The sequence below is a fragment of the Pseudomonas thermotolerans DSM 14292 genome, assembly GCF_000364625.1.
GTDB lineage: Bacteria > Pseudomonadota > Gammaproteobacteria > Pseudomonadales > Pseudomonadaceae > Aquipseudomonas > Aquipseudomonas thermotolerans.
Genome location: NZ_KB822603.1, coordinates 129,405 through 149,221 on the forward strand (window position 1 = coordinate 129,405; position 19,817 = coordinate 149,221).

The following is a 19,817-nucleotide window of genomic DNA, read 5'->3' on the forward strand; positions in this document are numbered from 1 at the left end:
CGCACGCCCTCTTGTTCACAGGCGCCAGCGTCACGCTCGCTCTTACTACCGCAATGCATCTTTCAAGCGAGTTCATACCCCATGTTGAAAATCGTCCACCTGCTGACGGGCGTTACGGCCCTGTTGCTGTCCTTTGTCCCCAGTCTGCACGCCGAATCCCTACCCTACCTGCAACAACCCGATGCGCTCTACCTGGCACTGATCGGCCTGCTCAACCTGCTCCTGGCGCCCCTGCTGCCGGTCCGGCATGCCGGTGCCCGTCACCAGCTGCAGGGCCTGGTGTCCGCCATGCTGGTGTTCGCCGCCCTGCTGCAGGGCCTGATTCTGCTCGCCCCGCTGCCGGTGATCGGCGGCCAGCCGGCCGTGCTGCTCACCCTGCTCACCGTGGTGCTCGCCGTAGTGCTGCACCTTGCCGCCAACCTGCGCCTGCAGCGCCGCACCGGCGCCAGCGAACAGCCGATCGGCGAGCGCGAGACCGGCACCGTGAAGTGGTTCAACACCTCCAAGGGTTTCGGCTTCATCTCCCGTGACTCGGGCGACGACATCTTCGTGCACTTCCGTGCCATCCGTGGCGAAGGCCACCGCATCCTGCTGGAGGGCCAGCGCGTGGAGTTCTCGGTGATGCAGCGCGACAAGGGCCTGCAGGCCGAGGACGTGGTGCCCCTCGCCGCACGGCGCTGATCGCACCGGACGGAAATGCAAAAGGCGGCGGGTTCATCCCCGCCGCCTTTTTCTTGCCCGGCAAAAAGCGCTCATCCACGTCAGTAATGGGGCGGCGGCGCCTCGTCCTGAGGCCCGTCGAGCCAGCCCATTTCCTCTTGGCGCTTGGCCAGGGCGGTGAGCTGCACCTGCAGGCGCTCCAGCAGCTTCTGCTGCTCCACCAGCACATCGTTCAGGGCCTGGATGGTGTCATCCTGAAACGCCAGGCGGCTCTCCAGTTCGGTCACCCGATCTTCAAGATTCACGGCCTGCCTCCTCGATGAAATGGAAATCCTCGGTCAGCACCAGACGCAGCCTGGAGCGGATCTCGGCGATCTGCTCAGCACTGTAAGGCTCGGGCGGGTACTTGCCCCACACCGGAGCCGGCCAGGCCGCATCGCTGCGCCGCCGCACGATGACGTGCATGTGCAGCTGGCTGACCACGTTGCCCAGCGTGGCGATGTTCATCTTGTCCGCCCCGAAGGTGTCCTTGAGCGTCTCGGCCAGGAAGGCGGTTTCCTGCCACAGCTGGCGCTGATCGGCGAGATCCAGCTGGAAGATCTCGCTGACCTCCTCACGACGCGGCACCAGGATGAACCAGGGATAACGCGCCTCGTTCATCAGCAGCAGCCGGCACAGCGGAAAGTCACCCACCGGCAGGGTGTCCTGCGCAAGTCGCGAATCAAGAACGAACATCGAACTCCCTCCTGATAGACAATGGATCGGCGCGGGCGTCAGCACCGCCGGTCACGTTGCATCAGGATAACCGTGAGCCGTCGGCCGAGCACCCGGAAAAACGCGCACCAAAAAAGGGCGCTCCGGAAAAATCCGGCCTGCAATCCGTGCACCCACGCACTTTCCGGCGCCTCCCATATGGACGAACCTGGAGATCGCGGGTAAAAAACGGGCGAAAAATACCGGGAGGAACGATTTGTGCACGTCTTTTGCTTGAGCAAGGGGCCGAACGCTGAAAGCTCAGGCGCGCAAGGACGAAAATCCGGATTTGACAATCAATCTCATCTAGCCGCGAAAAGTTCGGGCCTGCGGTAATGAAAGATCCGTCCTCCAACCTGTGCTTACAGCAGCTTAGATGTTGAAAAGCCGAGGAAAAGCGAGACCACGGGGACAACGCGAATTCGGAAAAGTATGAAATTGCGACGGAGCCCATCCATTTTTGCGACAACTCCGGGCAAAACTCGCAACCAGGAAACAACAACTATCGCGATTATTGCTGACGTGCTATACGTTAGCCCGCGCAGAGCCGCCCGAACAACAACTAGATGGGCAGCACAACTCTTCTAAACCAAAGGAGCAATCACCATGCAAGTGATGAAGTGGAGCCTAATCGCTGCAGCCGTCGCCGCTGGCAGCACCCAACTCGCCTTCGCCAGCGCGCAGTCCGAGTCCAAGGGGTTCGTGGAAGACGCTAGCGCCAACCTGCTGCTGCGTAACACCTACTGGAACCGCGACTACAACAAGGGCACAGCCGACCAGAAGGTCTGGGCTCAGGGCTTCATCGGCACTTTCGAGTCCGGTTTCACCCAGGGTACCGTCGGCTTCGGCATTGATGCCTTCGGCCTGCTGGGCGTGAAACTGGATGGCGGTGCCGGCACTGCAGGCGACCATAACCTGGGCGGCATGCTGAACACCGAAGGCACGCCGAACAGCAAAGGCGTACTCCCCCCGAAAGACGAGTGGTCCCAAGCCGGTGCCGCGGTGAAAGCCCGCGCCTCCAACACCGTGCTGAAGTACGGCCACCAGATGCCGGAACTGCCGGTTCTGGCCTATGACGATTCCCGCCTGTTGCCGCAGTCCTTCACGGGCACCCTGCTGACCAGCAGCGAGATCGAAGGGCTTGAACTGAACGTCGGCCGCTTCACTCAGGACAGCCCGATGTGGTCTCCGGCAAGCGACGAAGGCGACCTGAAAAGCATCAATGTCTACGGCGGCAGCTACCAGATCACCGACGATCTGAGCATCGCTCTGTACTTCTCCGACGTCGAAGACGTCTACAAGAAGAAGTACGCCAACATCAACTACAACATCCCGCTGGGCGAAGATCGCGCCCTGAACTTCGACTTCAACATCTACAAAACCAAGTACGACGAAGACACCACTGCCAATGCCTTCTTCGAAAACGGCCTTGAAGGTGACGACAACACCATCTGGAGCCTGGCCGGCAAGTACAGCACCGGCCCGCACGCCTTCATCCTGGCCTACCAGCAGAACAGCGGCGACGTGGGCTATGCCTACGACATGGGCGACGGCGGCAGCGCGATCTGGGTAGCCAACTCCTACTACTCGGACTTCAACAACGCTGACGAGAAATCCGTTCAGGCCAGCTACGAGCTGGACTTCGGTGGCTACGGCATTCCGGGGCTGAGCTGGAAGACCGCTTATGTCTACGGCTACGACATCAAGGTGCCGAACGACAGCGACGCCAAGGAGCGTGAGTTCTTCAACCAGGTCAAGTACACCATCCAGAGCGGCCCGGCCAAGGACCTGTCCTTCAAGGCACGCAACTCGATCTATCGTACCGACAACCGTTTCGGCACCGACCTGAACGAGTGGCGCCTGTTCATCGAGTACCCGCTGGAAATCCTGTAACTTCCAGCTCTCCGCTCGACACGTGGAAAAGCCCGGCAAATGCCGGGCTTTTCTTATTGCCCCTAGACGGCTGAGCGAGCCCGCGCCTGTACGCCACTGGACAGTCCCCGTACAATGCCGGCCAGCTTCCTTCCCTTTTCGTCACCGAGATACAGCGGTCAACCATGCGTACCAGTCAGTTTCTGCTCTCCACCCTGAAAGAAACCCCTGCCGATGCCGTGGTCATCAGCCACAAACTGATGCTGCGGGCCGGGATGATCCGCAAGCTGGCCTCGGGCCTCTACACCTGGCTGCCCATGGGTCTGCGGGTGCTGCGCAAGGTGGAACGGGTGGTCCGCGAGGAAATGAACGCCGCCGGCGCCATCGAGGTGCTGATGCCGGCCATCCAGCCCGCCGAGCTGTGGCAGGAGTCCGGCCGCTGGGAGCAGTACGGCCCCGAGCTGCTGCGCGTGAAGGACCGCCACGACCGCGACTTCTGCGTCGGCCCGACCCACGAGGAAGTCATCACCGACCTGATGCGCAACGAGCTGTCCAGCTACAAACAGCTGCCCATCAATCTGTACCAGATCCAGACCAAGTTCCGTGACGAGATCCGCCCGCGCTTCGGCCTGATGCGCGGACGCGAGTTCATCATGAAGGACGCCTACTCCTTCCATCTGAGCCAGGCCTCCCTGCAGGAAACCTACGACCGTATGCACCAGGCATACTGCAACGTGTTCACTCGCCTGGGCCTCGACTTCCGCCCCGTGCAGGCCGACACCGGCTCCATCGGCGGCACAGGTTCCCACGAGTTCCACGTCCTGGCCGAGTCCGGCGAGGACGCCATCGTATTCAGCGACAGCTCCGACTACGCCGCCAACATCGAGAAGGCCGAGGCCATCCCGCGGGAGAAGGAACGCGCCGCCGCCAGCGAAGAGATGCGCCTGGTCGACACCCCCAACGTGAAGACCATCGCCGACCTGGTGGAAGGCTTCAACCTGCCCATCGAGAAGACCATCAAGACTCTGGTGGTGCATGGTGCCGAGCCAGGCACCCTGGTCGCCCTGATCGTCCGCGGCGACCACGAGCTGAACGAGATCAAGGCAGCCAACCACGAGAAGGTCGCCAGCCCCCTGGTGTTCGCCTCGGAAGCCGAGATCCGCGCCGCCATCGGCGCCGGGCCCGGCTCCCTGGGCCCGGTGAACCTGCCGATCCCCTGCATCATCGACCGCTCGGTGGCGCTGATGAGCGACTTCGCCGCCGGTGCCAACATCGACGACAAGCACTACCTGGGCGTCAACTGGGAACGCGACCTGCCGCTGCCGGAAGTCGCCGACCTGCGCAACGTGGTGGCCGGCGACCCGAGCCCGGACGGCAAGGGCACCCTAGTGATCCGCCGCGGCATCGAGGTGGGCCACATCTTCCAGCTCGGTACCAAGTACAGCCAAGCGATGAACTGCACGGTGATGGATGAAAACGGCAAGCCGACGGTGCTAACCATGGGCTGCTACGGCATCGGCGTCTCCCGCGTGGTGGCCGCCGCCATCGAGCAGAACCACGACGAACGCGGCATCATCTGGAACGACGTGCTGGCGCCCTTCCAGATCGCCCTGGTGCCGCTGCGCTACGAGAACGAGGAAGTCCGCGCCACCACCGACAAGCTCTACGCGGACCTCACCGCCGCCGGCTTCGAGGTCCTGCTGGACGACCGTGACAAGAAGACCAGCCCCGGCATCAAGTTCGCCGACATGGAGCTGATCGGCATCCCGCACCGCATCGTGGTCAGCGATCGCGGCCTGGCCGACGGTAACGTCGAGTACAAGAGCCGGCGCGAGACCGAGCCGCAGCTCGTCCCCCTCGCCGAGATCCTGTCGTTCATCCAGGGCCGCGTCGCGCGCTGATCCACGAGCCATCATGTTCGCACCCAGTCCCCTTCGCCTCGGCGCCGCCCTGTGCGGCGCCCTGCTGCTCAGCGCCTGCGCCAACCACTTGCCGCAACGCAGCGAGCACGAGGAGCGTGTCGAGCGCAAGCTGCTCGACCACCATCTGGTGATCGAGACCGGCGAACCCCGCATTCTGGAGCTGCCGCAGCGGCGCATCCGGGTCATCGACCAGAAGACCTTCGAGGTCACCGAGTACGAGGTGACCCGCCGCTACGACCGCTACACTCCCTACCAGCCCTGGCGCGAGCTCTACGAGATCCCCCTGGGCGCGGTGGCGATAGTCGCCGGCGTCGCCGCCAACCTGGTCAACATCGTAGCCCTCGGCAACCTGCCGGACAGCGTCACCCACGGCTGGTTCGGCTACGGCATCGACGGCCTCAACCCCTTCATGAACGTACAGTCCAACGGCCGCTCCCAGCAGAACCTGGCACGGATCGAGGAAAAGCAGCTGGACCAGCGCACCGAGCACACCAGTCTGCCCTGGGCCGAACGCCCGGTGCTGGTCAAGGCCGGCAAGGAAACCCACGAGCTGAGCACCGATCACAACGGCATCCTGCGCCTAAACCTGCTCGACAGCCCCTTCGCCGACCAGGACGTCGGGCGCATCGGCACCCTCCAGCTGAGCGTCGAGGACCCGCAGGACAACGTCCGTGCCGAGGCCACCCTGGCGGTCAGCCGGACCCTGCGCGGCAAGCTGCGCGAGGCCCACGACCTGATCTACGAGGATCTGGAAGACGACGACGTGGAGCAGTGGGTGCACCGGGTCAAGCGCCTGGCCGAGCTGGGCCTGGAGGAAGAAGCCAGCGAGCTGGAGCAGAGCCTGATCGAGCTGACCCGCAACGACCCGGAACTCCAGCAGGAATTCCTGCAGACCCTGCTGCGCGACGCCGGCCGCCTGGCCGCCGACCCCGGCGTCAACTGATTCCCCGCCAGCGGCGCCCTAGGCGCCGCTCACCAGCTGCCGCGCCAGCCGGTTGTGGCGCTCCAGCAACCGGGGCAGATCGACGTTGGTCAGCTGACCGTCGCGCACCACCACCCTGCCGTTGATAACGCTGTGCGACACCTGGGTCGGCGCGCAGAACACCAGCGCCGCCAGCGGGTCGTGCAGCGCCCCGGCAAAGGCGATCTGCCGCAGGTCGAAGGCCACGAAGTCGGCCGCCATGCCCGGCGCCAGCGCGCCAATGTCATCCCGATTGAGCACCCTGGCGCCGCCCAGGGTGGCGATCTCCAGCGCCTCTCGGGCAGTCATGGCGTCCGGGCCGAAGCCGACGCGTTGCAGCAGCAAGGCCTGGCGCACCTCGCCGATCATGGTCGCCCCGTCATTGGAGGCCGAGCCGTCTACCCCCAGGCCTACCGGTACCCCGGCATCGCGCATCTGTCGCACCGGTGCGATCCCCGAGGCCAGGCGCATGTTCGAGCAGGGACAGTGCGCCACACCGGTGCCGGTGCGGGCGAACAGCTCGATGCCGGGCTGGTCGAGCTGCACGCAGTGGGCATGCCAGACATCGTGGCCGACCCAGCCGAGATCCTCGGCGTACTCGGCCGGGGTCATGCCGAACTTCTCGCGGCTGTAGGCCACGTCCTTGAGGTTCTCGGCCAGATGGGTGTGCAACGACACCCCGTAATGGCGCGCCAGCGCCGCCGCCTCGCGCATCAGCTCGCGGCTCACCGAGAACGGCGAACAGGGCGCCACCACCACGCGCAGCATGGCGGCATGGGAGGCGTCGTGGTAGTCCTCGATCAGCCGCTGCGACTCGCGGAGGATGTCCGCCTCCCTCTCCACCACCGCATCCGGCGGCAGGCCGCCCTGGCTACGGCCCACGCTCATGCTGCCACGCGCGGCGTGAAAGCGCATGCCGATCTCCCGTGCGGCGTGGATGCTGTCGTCCAGACGGCAGCCATTGGGATAGATGTACAGGTGGTCGCTCGTGGTGGTGCAGCCGGAGAGGATCAGCTCGGCCATCGCCGTCTGGGTCGACACCTCGATCATCTCCGGGGTCAGGCCGGCCCAGATCGGGTAGAGGCTGGTCAGCCAGTTGAACAGCTCGCCGTCCTGAGCCGCCGGCACCGCACGGGTGAGGCTCTGGTACATGTGGTGGTGGGTGTTGACCAGCCCGGGGATGACGATGTGGCCCTGCATGTCGAGCACCTCGTCGGCGCTGGCCGGCAGCTCGGCGCTGGGTCCGACCTGGACGATCAGGTTGTCCTCGACGTACAGGCCGCCCTGGGTGATCTCGCGGCGCTGGCCGTCCATGGTCACCAGCAGGTCGGCGTTCTTTACGAGCAGAGTCTTGGGCATGGTGGCTCCTCCTGGGATGCGCAGACGGAAAGGGGGCTTGCGCCGCGCAACGCCAGGCGGCTCGCGAAGCGCGGGAAGGATTTCGGGATTGGCGGCCGGGTGGCGCTCAGCCGCCGGTCATGCTCATGAAGCGCACCACCTGCACCTGCTGGTCCGCCTCGAAATGGTGGCGTTCCGGCTTGAGCCTGAGCGCGTCGATCAACGCTGCGCGCAGCCGCCCGGCGTCACCGGGATGGCGGCGGATCAGCGACTTGAGGTCCAGGGCGCCCTCGTGCCCCAGGCAGAGCACCAGCTTGCCTTCGGCAGTGACCCGTACGCGATTGCAGTCGCTGCAGAAGTTGCGGCTGTGCGGCGAGATGAAGCCGACCCGGGTATCGCTGCCGGCCACCTGCCAGTAGCGCGACGGTCCGCCGGTCCGGTAGCTGCTCGGCAGCAGCATGAAGCGCTCGGCCAGCCGCGCGCGCACCTCTTCGCTGGTACACAGGGTCACCTTGCGCTCGTGGCTGGAAATGCTGCCCAGCGGCATCTCCTCGATGAAGCTGATGTCCAGGCCCTGCTCCACCGCAAAGGCCACCAGCTCCTGCACCTCGTCGTCGTTGCGCCCCTTCTGTACCACGCAGTTCAGCTTGATGCGCCGAAAGCCGGCACGGCGCGCCGCAGCGATGCCGGCCAGCACCTGGTCGAGACGGTCGCGGCGGGTGAAGGCGGCGAAGCGCTCGCGGCGCAGCGAGTCGAGACTGACGTTCAAACGGCTGACACCGGCGGCGCGCAGCTCGCCGGCCAGCTGTGCCAGCTGCGAACCGTTGGTAGTGATCGACAGATCCTCCAGCTCCTCGCGGGCGCCGAGACGGCGCAGCAGGTCCACCAGGTTACGGCGTACCAGCGGCTCGCCGCCGGTGATGCGGATGCGCCGCACGCCCAGGCCGATGAAGGCGTCGGCCACGCTGTAGAGCTCTTCGAGGGTGAGGATCTGCGCACGTGGGGCGAAGACCATGTCCTCGCTCATGCAGTAGGTGCAGCGGAAGTCGCAGCGGTCGGTGACCGACAGGCGCAGATAGGTGATGCGCCGGCCGAAGGGGTCGAGCAAAGCCTTGTCTTGCATCTTGTTGTCTTGCCGCAGCACGCGCCGGAACGGGACTTCCGGCGACATGGACGGATGGCCCATAAGAACAGAAAGCGGGAATTTTGTATACATCCTGTTGGAAATTTTTCCCGCAAGAGCCGTCTGGCCGCGCGGTTGAGCGTCCGAAGAACCCGGTGCTACCATGCCCAACCGCCATTCGCCGCCCAGCGGCGGCCCATACAGAGAACCATCGGGGCTTATGAGCAGCATTCGCGAGCGCAACAAACAACTGATCCTGCGCGCGGCCAGCGAGGAATTCGCCGAAAAGGGCTTCGCCGCCACCAAGACCAGCGACATCGCCGCCAAGGCCGGCCTGCCGAAACCCAACGTCTACTACTACTTCAAGTCCAAGGAAAACCTCTACCGCGAAGTGCTGGAAAGCATCATCGAGCCGTTGCTCGCCGCCTCGGCGCCCTTCAACCGCGACGGCCACCCCTACCACGTCCTGCGCGACTACATCCGCTCGAAGATCCGCATCTCCCGCGAGCTGCCCCATGCCTCCAAGGTGTTCGCCAGCGAGATCATGCACGGCGCGCCACACCTCTCCGCCGAGCAGATCGAACAGCTCAACGCCCAGGCCAACCACAACATCGCCTGTATTCAGCGCTGGGTGGACCAGGGCCTGATGGCCCGGATCGATCCGCGCCACCTGCTGTTCAGCATCTGGGCGGCGACCCAGACCTACGCCGACTTCGACTGGCAGATCTCGGTGGTGACCGGCAAGGCACGGCTGGACGACAGCGACTACGAGACCGCCGCCGAGACCATCATCCGCCTGGTACTCAAAGGCTGCGAGGTAGCCGAGCCGGAGAGCGAGGAACAGGTGCAGAGCGCCTGATCCGCCCCCCCCCCCTGAAGGCCGGCAAGCGGCCCCCTCCCCGCCCTTCGCATTCAGGCCGCCACCCCGGCGTCGGCCTGCAACCCCAGCGCTTCCACCGCACTGACCGCACACTGCTCGTCGATGTCCGAGGTGTCGCCACTGATGCCCACGGCGCCGATCACCGCCCCGGCCGCATCGCGAATCAGCACCCCACCCGGCGCCGGCACCAGCCGGCCGTCGGCCAGGGCGTTCGCGGCGCCGATGAACGCCGGCCGCTGCTGGGCGTCGGCGGCGATCAGCCGCGAGCCCTTGCCCAGCGCCAGTGCGCCCCAGGCCTTGCCGATGGCGATCTGCGGGCGCAGCAGGCTCGCCCCATCCTCGCGGAGCAGGACGATCAGATGCCCGCCGACATCTAGCACGGCGGTGGTCAAAGGCGCAGCGCGCCGCTCGCGGCCGGTCGCCAGGGCCCGCTGGGCGATGGCGGTGGCGGTTTCCAGATTCAGGGTGCTCATCGTCTTTCTGCCTCTTGCTTGTAATGGATAGGGGATTCCCAGGCCCCGCCATGGGCGGCGATGGTGCGCCCGTGATGGCGTCCTGACAGGGATTTTCCCAGTATCCATCCGATACATAAAAATTCAATATTTACATACAATAAAAATTATTTTTGTATACATGTTTGCCATCAGCTTGCCATACACCCACGCAAGCTGTGCTTTTCATGGCCATCAACCATCTATCGACCTTTGATCAGAAAAGTGGTTGACCGCCCGGTCGAGCCATGCATAGAATCCGGCAAGCACTTTTTGTATACAATCTAAAAACAAAAGAGGCACAAAAAATGGCCAGAATGAGAGCAATCGAAGCGGCGGTGCTGGTGATGCGCCGCGAGGGCATCGACACCGCCTTCGGCATTCCCGGCGCGGCGATCAACCCGCTGTATGCCGCCCTCAAGAAACTCGGTGGTATCGACCACATCCTGGCCCGTCACGTCGAGGGCGCCTCGCACATGGCCGAGGGCTACACCCGTGCCAAGCCCGGCAACATAGGTGTGTGCATCGGCACTTCCGGCCCGGCCGGCACCGACATGGTCACCGGCCTCTACTCGGCCAGCGCCGACTCCATCCCGATCCTCTGCATCACCGGCCAGGCGCCGCGCGCCCGCCTGCACAAGGAAGACTTCCAGGCGGTGGACATCACCAGCATCGTCAAGCCGGTCACCAAATGGGCGACCACTGTGCTGGAGCCCGGCCAGGTGCCCTACGCCTTCCAGAAGGCCTTCTACGAGATGCGCAGCGGCCGCCCCGGGCCGGTGCTGATCGACCTGCCGTTCGACGTGCAGATGGCCGAGATCGAGTTCGACATCGACGCCTACGAGCCGCTACCGCTGATCAAGCCGGCCGCCACCCGGGCCCAGGCGGAGAAGGCCATCAGCCTGCTGAACGCCGCCGAACGGCCGCTGATCGTCGCCGGCGGCGGCATCATCAACGCCGACGCCTCGGCCAAGCTGGTGGAGTTCGCCGAGCTGGTCGGCGTGCCGGTGATCCCTACCCTGATGGGCTGGGGCTGCATCCCCGACGACCACCGCCTGATGGCCGGCATGGTCGGCCTGCAGACCTCGCACCGCTACGGCAATGCCACCCTGCTGGAGTCCGACCTGGTGTTCGGCATCGGCAACCGCTGGGCCAACCGCCACACCGGCTCGGTGGAGGTCTACACCCAGGGCCGCACCTTCATCCATGTGGACATAGAGCCGACCCAGATCGGCCGGGTGTTCACCCCGGATCTGGGCATAGTCTCGGACGCCGGCCTGGCCCTGGACGCCTTCATCGAGGTGGCCCGGGAATGGCAGGCCGCCGGCCGTCTCAAGGACCGCAGCGCCTGGGTCGAGGCCTGCCGCGAGCGCAAGCGCAGCATGCTGCGCAAGACCCACTTCGACAACGTGCCGGTCAAGCCGCAGCGGGTCTACGAAGAGATGAACGAGGCCTTCGGCAAGGACACCTGCTACGTCAGCACCATCGGCCTGTCGCAGATCGCCGGCGCGCAGTTCCTCCACGTCTACAAGCCGCGCCACTGGATCAACTGCGGCCAAGCCGGTCCGCTGGGCTGGACCATCCCGGCCGCCCTGGGGGTGGTCAAGGCCGACCCGAGCCGCCAGGTGGTGGCGCTGTCCGGCGACTACGACTTCCAGTTCCTGATCGAGGAGCTGGCGGTAGGTGCGCAGTTCAACCTGCCGTACATCCACGTGCTGGTGAACAACTCCTACCTCGGCCTGATCCGCCAGGCGCAGCGCGGCTTCGAGATCGACTACTGCGTGCAGCTGTCCTTCGACAACGTCAACGCCCCGGAAATCAACGGCTATGGCGTGGACCACGTGGCGGTGATCGAGGGGCTGGGCTGCAAGGCGATCCGCGTGTTCGACCCCAACGAGCTGCAGGGAGCCTTCGCCAAGGCCCGCGAGCTGATGCAGCAGCACCGCGTGCCGGTAGTGGTCGAAGTGATCCTAGAGCGGGTCACCAACATCTCCATGGGCACCGAGATCAACGCCATCAACGAGTTCGAGGAGCTGGCCGCCTCTGGCGCCGATGCGCCGACCGCGATCGCCCTGCTGGACTGACCCCTCCCCCCCCCTGGGAAAGAGCCAGGGGAGAGGCCAACCGCTTACCGCTCAACCGCCCGGTGCATGCCGCCGGGCCGGGATGCCACATCGAAGGAGCCAACCATGCCCCGTTTCTGCGCCAACCTGTCCATGCTGTTCACCGAGGTGGACTTCCTGGAGCGCTTCGCCGCCGCCGCCCAGGCCGGCTTCAGCGGCGTCGAGTACCTGTTCCCCTACGACTACCCGGCCGAGGAGCTCAAAGCCCGCCTGGACGCCAACGGCCTGACCCAGGTGCTGTTCAACCTGCCGGCCGGCGACTGGGCCGCCGGCGAGCGTGGCATCGCCTGCCACCCGGAGCGCGTCGAGGAGTTCCGCCAGGGCGTCGAGCAGGCCATCGCCTACGCCCGGGTGCTGGGCAACACCCAGGTCAACTGTCTGGCCGGCATCCGCCCGCAGGGCCATGACTGCGCCAGCGTTCGGCAGACCTTCGTCGACAACCTCAGGTACGCCGCCGACCGGCTCGAGGCTGCCGGGATCACCCTGGTCATGGAAATGATCAATACCCGCGACATCCCCGGCTTCTACCTGAACAACACCGCACAGGCCCTGGAACTGCGCGCCGCGGTGGGCAGCGCCAACCTGCAGCTGCAGTACGACATCTATCACATGCAGATCATGGAAGGTGACCTGGCGCGCACCCTGGAGGACAACCTCGCGGTCATCCGCCACGTACAGCTGGCCGACAACCCCGGCCGCCACGAGCCGGGCACCGGCGAGATCAACTACCGCTTCCTGTTCGAGCACCTGGACCGCATCGGCTACGCCGGCTGGGTCGGCTGCGAATACAAGCCGCTAACCACCACCGAAGCCGGCCTCGGCTGGCTGAAGACCCACAACGCAATCTGAAGTCGCCCCTCTCCTTCCCCCCCCAGGAGAGGGGTCCGGGCTGCGGGCCCCCGGCATCCGCGGCCCGGCCCTATACCACGACACCAGGAGACCGCTCCCATGGCAAAAATCGGATTCATCGGCACCGGCATCATGGGCAAGCCCATGGCCCAGAACCTACAGAAGGCCGGCCACACCCTGTTCCTCTCCGAGCACTACGACCCGGCCCCGGCTGAGCTGCTCGAAGCCGGCGCCATCGCCCTGGCCAACCCTCGGGAAGTCGCCCAGGAAGCCGAGTTCATCATCATCATGGTCCCGGACACCCCGCAGGTGGAGGACGTGCTGTTCCGCGAGAACGGCGTGGCCGAAGGCGTCGGCGCCGGCAAGGTGGTGATCGACATGAGCTCCATCTCCCCGTCCGCCACCAAGGTGTTCGCCGAGAAGATCAAGGCCACCGGCGCCGCCTACCTGGACGCCCCGGTATCCGGCGGCGAGGTGGGCGCCAAGGCAGCCACCCTGTCGATCATGGTCGGCGGCTGCCCGAACGCCTTCGAGCGCGCTCTGCCGCTGTTCCAGGCGATGGGCAAGAACATTACCCGGGTCGGCGGCAACGGCGATGGCCAGACCGCCAAGGTGGCCAACCAGATCATCGTTGCCCTGAACATCCAGGCGGTCGCCGAAGCCCTGCTGTTCGCCGCCCGCAACGGCGCCGACCCGGCCAAGGTGCGCGAGGCGCTGATGGGCGGCTTCGCCAGCTCGAAGATCCTCGAGGTGCATGGCGAGCGCATGATCAAGGGCACCTTCGATCCGGGCTTCCGCATCTCCCTGCACCAGAAGGACCTCAACCTGGCGCTCTCCGGCGCCCGCGAGCTGGGCCTCAACCTGCCCAACACCGCCATCGCCCAGCAGGTGTTCAGCACCTGCGCGGCCCTGGGCGGCAGCGGCTGGGACCACTCGGCGCTGATCAAGGGACTGGAACACATGGCCAACTTCTCGATCCGTCAGGAGTAAGGCCGCCCCGTCCGGCAGACCTCGCGCAGGCCCGGCACTCCCGGCGCGCAACCGACCGCTCCTGGCCACAAGCCGGGTGCCCGGGCGGGCCGGGCTCGCGAGGTTCCGGACGAGCTCGCGGCTCTTTCTACCCTCTCCCCGCCTGCGCCTTCGGGCGCAGGCAACAGGCAGCCCGCTGCCTGCGTGGTACCCCTTTCGACCTCCCGGCCGGCGGAGTCACGGCCCGCCGGCCGGGTGGGTCGATTCCACCGCCCAGTGCTTGCCGGCGCGAGCCCTGGGCAGTGCAATCGGCCCGAGCCCGCCCCGATGCAACCCTGCGCCGGCGGCGGAGTCCCAACAGAACCGATCCGACCCCCATCTGGAGCCTGCCATGCCACACGATCCGCAAACCCTGCTCCGCGAACTCTTCGCCACCGCCATCGCCGCCGCTCATCCCCGGCAGGTCCTCGCCGACCACCTGCCCGCCGACCGTTCCGGGCGGGTCATCGTCATCGGCGCCGGCAAAGCCGCCGCTGCCATGGCCGAGGTGGTCGAGCGCGAATGGCAGAGCGAGCTCGCCGGGCTGGTGGTCACCCGCTACGGCCACGGCGCCGCCTGCCAGCGTATCGAAGTGGTCGAGGCCGCCCACCCGGTGCCGGACGACGCCGGCGAGCGGGTCGCCCGCCGGGTGCTGGAACTGGTCGGCAACCTCTCGGAAAGCGACCGGGTGATCTTCCTGCTCTCCGGCGGCGGCTCCTCGCTGCTGGCCCTGCCTGCCGAAGGGCTAACCCTGGCCGACAAGCAGGCGGTCAACAAGGCGCTGCTCAGGTCCGGGGCGACCATCGGCGAGATGAACTGCGTACGAAAGCACCTCTCCGCCATCAAGGGCGGCCGCCTGGCCCGCGCCTGCTGGCCAGCCACGGTGTATACCTACGCGATCTCCGACGTGCCCGGCGACGAAGCCACGGTGATCGCCTCCGGGCCCACGGTGGCCGACCCCACCACCTCCGCCGAGGCCCTGGAGATCCTCGCCCGCTATCGCATCGAGGTGCCCGCCCATGTACGCGCCTGGCTCGAGGATCCGCGTTCGGAGACCGTCAAGCCCGGCGATCCCTGCCTCGCGCGCAGCCACTTCCAGTTGATCGCCACCCCGCAGCAGGCCCTCGAGACCGCCGCCGCGAAGGCCCGCGCCGCCGGCTACACCCCGCTGATCCTCGGCGACCTGGAGGGCGAGGCCCGCGAGGTGGCCAAGGTACACGCCGGCATCGCCCGGCAGATCGTCCTGCACGGCCAGCCGCTGGCGGCGCCCTGCGTGATCCTCTCCGGCGGCGAGACCACGGTGACCGTGCGCGGCAACGGCCGCGGCGGACGCAACGCCGAGTTCCTCCTGGCCCTCACCGAGAGCCTCAAGGGCCTGCCCGGGGTCTACGCCCTGGCTGGCGACACCGACGGCATCGACGGCTCCGAGGACAACGCCGGCGCCCTCATGACCCCCGACTCCCACGCCCGCGCCCAAGCCCTGGGCCTGTCGGCGCGCACCGCGCTGGACGACAACGACGGCTACGGCTACTTCGCCGCCCTCGACGACCTGATCGTCACCGGCCCGACCCGCACCAACGTCAACGACTTCCGCGCCATCCTGATCGAGGCACCCGCACCATGACGCCCAACAAGAAAGTCAAAATCCTCGCCACCCTAGGCCCCGCCATCCGCGGCCAGGACGACATCCGCCAACTGGTGGAGGCCGGCGTCAACCTGTTCCGCCTCAACTTCAGCCACGGCGAACACGCCGACCACGCCGAGCGTTACCGCTGGGTGCGCGAGGTGGAGCGCGAGCTCGACTACCCCATCGGCATCCTCATGGACCTGCAGGGGCCCAAGCTGCGCGTCGGCCGCTTCGCCGCAGGCAAGGTGCAGTTGGCCAAAGGCCAGGCCTTTCGCCTCGACCTGGACCCGACCCCGGGCGACGCCCGGCGCGTCAACCTGCCCCACCCGGAGATCATCGCGGCCCTGCAGCCGGGCATGAGCCTGCTGCTCGACGACGGCCGCCTGCGCCTGGTGGTGACCGCCAGGCACGCCGAGGCCATAGACACCCAAGTGATCGCCGGCGGCGAGCTGTCCGACCGCAAGGGCGTCAACGTCCCGGAGGCAGTGCTGCAGCTCTCCCCGCTCACCGACAAGGACCGCCGCGACCTGGCCTTCGGCCTGGAGCTGGGAGTGGACTGGGTGGCGCTGTCCTTCGTGCAGCGGCCCGAGGACATCCACGAGGCCCGCGAGCTGATCGGCGGCAGGGCCGCGCTGATGGCGAAGATCGAGAAGCCCTCGGCGGTACAGCACCTGGAGGAGATCGCTCGGCTCAGTGACGCCATCATGGTGGCCCGCGGCGACCTCGGCGTGGAGGTCCCGGCGGAGAACGTGCCGCGCATCCAGAAGGAGATCATCGCCACCTGTCGGCGCCTCGGCCGTCCGGTGGTGGTCGCCACCCAGATGCTCGAATCCATGCGTTTCTCTCCGGCGCCGACCCGCGCCGAGGTCACCGACGTGGCCACCGCGGTGTCCGAGGGCACCGACGCGGTGATGCTCTCCGCGGAGACCGCCTCCGGCGACTATCCGCTGGAGGCCGTGCAGATGATGAGCAAGATCATCCGCCAGGTGGAGAACGAGCCGGACTTCCAGGCCCAGCTCGACGTCGGCCGCCCGCAGGCCGAGCCCACCGCCTCGGATGCGATCAGCTGCGCGATCCGCCGGGTCAGCGCCATCCTGCCGGTGGCAGCGCTGGTCAACTACACCGAATCCGGCACCTCCAGCCTGCGCGCCTCGCGGGAGCGACCGCGGGCAACCATCCTCAGCCTGACCCCCAACCTGGAGACCGCGCGCCGCCTCACCGTGGCCTGGGGCATCTACTCGGTGGTCAAGCAGCGTCTCCAGCAGGTCGAGGAGGTCACCCGCACCGCCCTGGACGTCGCCCAGGCCCAGGGGCTGGCCAAACCCGGCGATACCGTGGTGATCACCGCCGGCGTGCCCTTCGGCCAGCCCGGCACCACCAACACGCTGCGCATCGAGACACTCTGAGCACCGCGCCGGCAGCCCTCCTCCCCCCGCGAGGGCTGCCGGTCAGGCGCAACACCAGCAACTTCCATCCGGCCCTGCCGCGGGGCGACCGTCCTCTCCAACGGCCGCCCCCTCTTTTTCCTGCGCCATGCCATGACGCGAACCCTGTCCCAAGCTCTGCTCAATGGTTGCAGCCAAATCTTCCTGCAGCGCAGCCCCGCGTGCGGCGCACTGGTCCTACTGGCCCTGCTGCTCTCCTCTCCCCAACTGCTCGGCCATGCCCTGCTGGGCGGTCTGGCCAGCCTGCTGGTGGCCCTCCGCCGCGGCTATCCAGGCGCCGAGACGGAGGCCGGCCTGTACGGCTACAACGGCACCCTGCTGGGCCTGCTGCTCGGTGCGCACTTCTCCTGGTCGCCTCTGCTGCCGCTGCTGGTGCTGACCACCGCCGGGCTGTCCAGCCTGCTGCTGCACCACCTGCTGAAACTGGCCCGGCGCAGCGGCGGCCTGCCGGCCTACACCCTGCCCTTCGTGCTGCTCGGCTGGCTGCTGCTGGCCCTCGACGGGCCGCTGGAACTGGAACGGAGCATCGCACCAGCCGCGGCGCTGCAGGCCGATCTCGCGGGACTGGCCGCAGCCGTGCTGCGAGGCATCGCCCAGGTGCTCTTCCTCGACGACCCGCTGGCCGGTGCCTGCCTGCTGCTCGGCCTGCTGCTGGCCGACTGGCGTGCCGCGGCCTGGGCGGCCGGCGCGTCCCTGGCCGGACTGGCGCTGGCCCTGTTCCAAGGCTGGCCGCAGGACAGCGCGCTGCTCGGGCTGTACGGCTACAACGCGGTGCTCGCCGCCCTGGCCCTTGGTCAGAGCCACCGCTGGCCCTGGGCGCCGCTGACCGGCATCCTCCTCACCCTGCTACTACAGCCCTGCTTCCCGGCCCTCGGCACGCCGCCACTAACCGCCCCCTTCATCCTAGCCTGCTGGCTGGTGCTGGCCAGCTCCCGTTCGGCCCGCCAGCCGGTACCGCCGCCACAGACGTGAACGTGCCCCTGGCGTCCCCCGCCGTCCCGAGCGCCGACGGCGCTGATGGCACAGCTGGCACCGCTCAAACAGGCAGCCGTAGCGTCCCCGACAACCAGCCGCCCAGCACGCAGAGCAGCATCAGCAGCCAGGGCGGCAGGCGGCCGAAGACCAGCGCCGCCCAGGCCGCCAAGGCGAGGAGCAGATCCACCGGGCCAGCGATGGTGCTGGTCCACAGCGGATCGTAGAGCGCCGCCAGCAGGAGCCCGACCACCGCCGTGTTGATCCCGGCCAGCGCCGCCTGCACGCCGGCCCGGCCGCGCAGCCGTGCCCAGAACGGCAGTACCCCGGCGACCAGCAGGAAGGACGGCAGGAAGATCGCAGCCAGGCCCAGCAACCCACCCCAGAAACCACCCGCCGCGGTGCCCAGAAAGGCGGCGAAGGTGAACAGCGGCCCGGGCACCGCCTGGGCAGCGCCGTAGCCGGCCAGGAAGCTGTCCCGTTCCACCCAGCCGGGCTCCACCAGCGCGGTCTGGAGCAGCGGCAGCACCACGTGACCACCTCCGAACACCAGCGCCCCGGCGCGGTAGAAGGCATCGCCGAGCGCCAGCAGGGGCACCGGCCACAGCCGGGCGACGAGCGGCAACGCGAGCAGCAGCAGGCCGAACGCCCACAGGCAGAGCAGTGCCCCGCGCCGGCTGCCGCCGACAACAAGGGCCTCGCCGGACGGCGCCGCGGCTCGGCGTAGCAGGGCCCAGCCAAGCAGCCCGGCGCCGGCAATCACCAGCAGCTGCCCTGGCGTGCCAGGAAAGAGCAGCACCACGGCCGCCGCCGCCAGCATCAGGACGAACCGCCCGGAGCTGCCGCAGAGGCTGCGGGCCATGCTCCACACCGCCTGGGCCACCACCGCCAAGGCCACCAGCTTGAGGCCGTGCAGCACGCCGGGCGGCAACGCCGCCCCCCAGCCGGACAGCCCGAAGGCGAAGAGCATCAGCAGCGCGGCCGACGGCAGGCTGAAGCCGATCCAGGCCGCCAACATCCCGGGCCAGCCGGCACGTGTCAGGCCCAGCGCCATGCCAACCTGGCTGCTGGCCGGACCAGGGAGGAACAGGCAGAGGGCGACCAGCTCGGCATAGGCGCGCTCGCCGAGCCACCGGCGGCGTACCACGAACTCCTCACGGAAGTAGCCGAGATGGGCGACGGGACCGCCGAAGGATGTCATCCCCAAGCGCAGGAACAGGCGGAAGACTTCCCAGGCGCGGGCGGCCTGGCCGGTATCACTGGCGTGCATCATCGAGGAGGCTCCGCGGGGGTTCCGGGCAAGACGCGAGAGGCCACGGCCGCTAGTCCGGACACCCCGAGAGGAGTCCGCCTAACGGGCGTAGCGGCGGCCAAGACCCGGTGGCACGCCACTGCTGTCGGTTTCCTGCCAGGGTCCCTGAGGGCTGTTCGACCAGTACCAGCCGCCGTCCCAGCGGTAGTAGGTACGCTCGCGGTAGTAGAGGTCGCGGGCGTTCTCCAGCACGTAGACGCCCAGGCTGTTGTCCCAGTGGCAGTTACCGCCGGGCGGCGGGGCGTAGCGCGGATGGGCCTTCATGGTGGTCGGCTGCTGCGGCGCCGGCTGGGCCGGCGGCAGGGGGACGCGCGGCTGCGGAGTGTGCACCGGCGGAGGCGTCTGGGCCGGCGGTCCGGGATGCGCCGGCGGCTCCGGCGCGCGGTGCGGCGTGGAACAGCCGGCCAGAGCGGCCGCCAGGGCCAGAGCGAGAAGACGCAGAGACGCTTTCATGGGAAGACCTCCAGAAAAAGTGGCCCCA

Annotated in this window: 18 protein-coding genes; 11 read left to right on the forward strand and 7 right to left on the reverse strand. The window is 67.4% G+C overall.

What is annotated here, in order from left to right; all coding sequences use genetic code 11:
• The first annotated feature begins 81 nt into the window (after nucleotides 1-81).
• Entirely contained in the window at nucleotides 82-681 is a 600-nt protein-coding gene (locus tag H165_RS20080) for a cold-shock protein (RefSeq protein WP_017937954.1), read from the forward strand.
• Nucleotides 682-761: 80 nt separating this feature from the next.
• Here H165_RS20080 and H165_RS0105740 read toward each other — a convergent pair whose 3' ends face one another.
• Both H165_RS0105740 and H165_RS0105745 read right to left on the reverse strand, forming a co-directional pair.
• A complete protein-coding gene (locus H165_RS0105740; RefSeq protein ID WP_026146391.1) occupies nucleotides 762-965 on the reverse strand; it encodes a SlyX family protein in 204 nt (67 codons plus the stop codon).
• Nucleotides 955-1,395: an HIT domain-containing protein gene (locus H165_RS0105745; RefSeq protein ID WP_017937956.1), complete on the reverse strand. Its 441-nt coding sequence runs from the start codon at nucleotides 1,393-1,395 to the stop codon at nucleotides 955-957. Before H165_RS0105745 ends, H165_RS0105740 begins: the two co-directional genes overlap by 11 nt.
• Before the next feature lie 624 nt (nucleotides 1,396-2,019).
• Here H165_RS0105745 and H165_RS0105750 point away from each other — a divergent pair.
• The 3 genes from H165_RS0105750 to H165_RS0105760 all read left to right on the forward strand — a co-directional run bounded on the left by H165_RS0105750 (nucleotide 2,020) and on the right by H165_RS0105760 (nucleotide 6,150).
• The gene (locus tag H165_RS0105750; protein ID WP_017937957.1) at nucleotides 2,020-3,306 is read left to right on the forward strand and encodes an OprD family porin; all 1,287 of its coding nucleotides are present in this window, start codon (nucleotides 2,020-2,022) and stop codon (nucleotides 3,304-3,306) included.
• 164 nt (nucleotides 3,307-3,470) lie between these two features.
• A complete protein-coding gene (locus tag H165_RS0105755; protein ID WP_017937958.1) occupies nucleotides 3,471-5,186 on the forward strand; it encodes a proline--tRNA ligase in 1,716 nt (571 codons plus the stop codon).
• A 13-nt stretch (nucleotides 5,187-5,199) separates the two neighbouring features.
• Complete coding sequence (locus tag H165_RS0105760) at nucleotides 5,200-6,150, forward strand: hypothetical protein (RefSeq protein WP_017937959.1); 951 nt, start codon at nucleotides 5,200-5,202, stop codon at nucleotides 6,148-6,150.
• An 18-nt stretch (nucleotides 6,151-6,168) separates the two neighbouring features.
• Here the strand turns inward: H165_RS0105760 and H165_RS0105765 are convergent, their stop codons facing one another.
• Complete coding sequence (locus tag H165_RS0105765; protein WP_017937960.1) at nucleotides 6,169-7,527, reverse strand: 8-oxoguanine deaminase; 1,359 nt, start codon at nucleotides 7,525-7,527, stop codon at nucleotides 6,169-6,171.
• Nucleotides 7,528-7,633: 106 nt separating this feature from the next.
• Nucleotides 7,634-8,629, reverse strand: a complete 996-nt coding sequence (gene moaA, locus H165_RS0105770; protein WP_026146392.1) for a GTP 3',8-cyclase MoaA — start codon at nucleotides 8,627-8,629, stop codon at nucleotides 7,634-7,636.
• 220 nt (nucleotides 8,630-8,849) lie between these two features.
• On the opposite strand from moaA, the gene H165_RS0105775 reads away from it, so the two are divergent.
• The gene (locus tag H165_RS0105775; protein WP_017937962.1) at nucleotides 8,850-9,488 is read left to right on the forward strand and encodes a TetR/AcrR family transcriptional regulator; all 639 of its coding nucleotides are present in this window, start codon (nucleotides 8,850-8,852) and stop codon (nucleotides 9,486-9,488) included.
• Between the two features lie 53 nt (nucleotides 9,489-9,541).
• On the opposite strand, the gene H165_RS0105780 is transcribed toward H165_RS0105775, so the two are convergent.
• Entirely contained in the window at nucleotides 9,542-9,982 is a 441-nt protein-coding gene (locus H165_RS0105780; protein ID WP_017937963.1) for a GlcG/HbpS family heme-binding protein, read from the reverse strand.
• A 326-nt stretch (nucleotides 9,983-10,308) separates the two neighbouring features.
• On the opposite strand from H165_RS0105780, the gene gcl reads away from it, so the two are divergent.
• From gcl to H165_RS0105810, 6 genes are all read left to right on the forward strand, one after another.
• Nucleotides 10,309-12,084, forward strand: a complete 1,776-nt coding sequence (gene gcl, locus H165_RS0105785; protein ID WP_026146393.1) for a glyoxylate carboligase — start codon at nucleotides 10,309-10,311, stop codon at nucleotides 12,082-12,084.
• Nucleotides 12,085-12,189: 105 nt separating this feature from the next.
• Nucleotides 12,190-12,972 (forward strand): hydroxypyruvate isomerase, encoded by a 783-nt coding sequence (gene hyi / locus H165_RS0105790; RefSeq protein ID WP_017937965.1) that lies wholly within the window; start codon nucleotides 12,190-12,192, stop codon nucleotides 12,970-12,972.
• Between the two features lie 99 nt (nucleotides 12,973-13,071).
• On the forward strand, nucleotides 13,072-13,962 hold the full coding sequence (locus H165_RS0105795) for a 2-hydroxy-3-oxopropionate reductase (RefSeq protein ID WP_017937966.1): 891 nt from the start codon (nucleotides 13,072-13,074) through the stop codon (nucleotides 13,960-13,962).
• 370 nt (nucleotides 13,963-14,332) lie between these two features.
• Nucleotides 14,333-15,604 carry a glycerate kinase type-2 family protein gene (locus H165_RS0105800; RefSeq protein ID WP_017937967.1) on the forward strand — a complete coding sequence of 424 codons (1,272 nt, stop codon included), beginning with the start codon at nucleotides 14,333-14,335 and terminating at the stop codon, nucleotides 15,602-15,604.
• Nucleotides 15,601-17,013 (forward strand): pyruvate kinase, encoded by a 1,413-nt coding sequence (gene pyk, locus H165_RS0105805; RefSeq protein ID WP_017937968.1) that lies wholly within the window; start codon nucleotides 15,601-15,603, stop codon nucleotides 17,011-17,013. Before H165_RS0105800 ends, pyk begins: the two co-directional genes overlap by 4 nt.
• Nucleotides 17,014-17,145: 132 nt before the next feature.
• Nucleotides 17,146-18,024 (forward strand): urea transporter, encoded by an 879-nt coding sequence (locus H165_RS0105810; protein WP_017937969.1) that lies wholly within the window; start codon nucleotides 17,146-17,148, stop codon nucleotides 18,022-18,024.
• 64 nt (nucleotides 18,025-18,088) lie between these two features.
• Here H165_RS0105810 and chrA read toward each other — a convergent pair whose 3' ends face one another.
• Both chrA and H165_RS0105820 read right to left on the reverse strand, forming a co-directional pair.
• Nucleotides 18,089-19,297 (reverse strand): chromate efflux transporter, encoded by a 1,209-nt coding sequence (chrA, locus tag H165_RS0105815; protein WP_017937970.1) that lies wholly within the window; start codon nucleotides 19,295-19,297, stop codon nucleotides 18,089-18,091.
• A gap of 78 nt (nucleotides 19,298-19,375) precedes the next feature.
• Nucleotides 19,376-19,789, reverse strand: a complete 414-nt coding sequence (locus H165_RS0105820) for a hypothetical protein (protein WP_017937971.1) — start codon at nucleotides 19,787-19,789, stop codon at nucleotides 19,376-19,378.
• Nucleotides 19,790-19,817 lie beyond the last annotated feature (28 nt).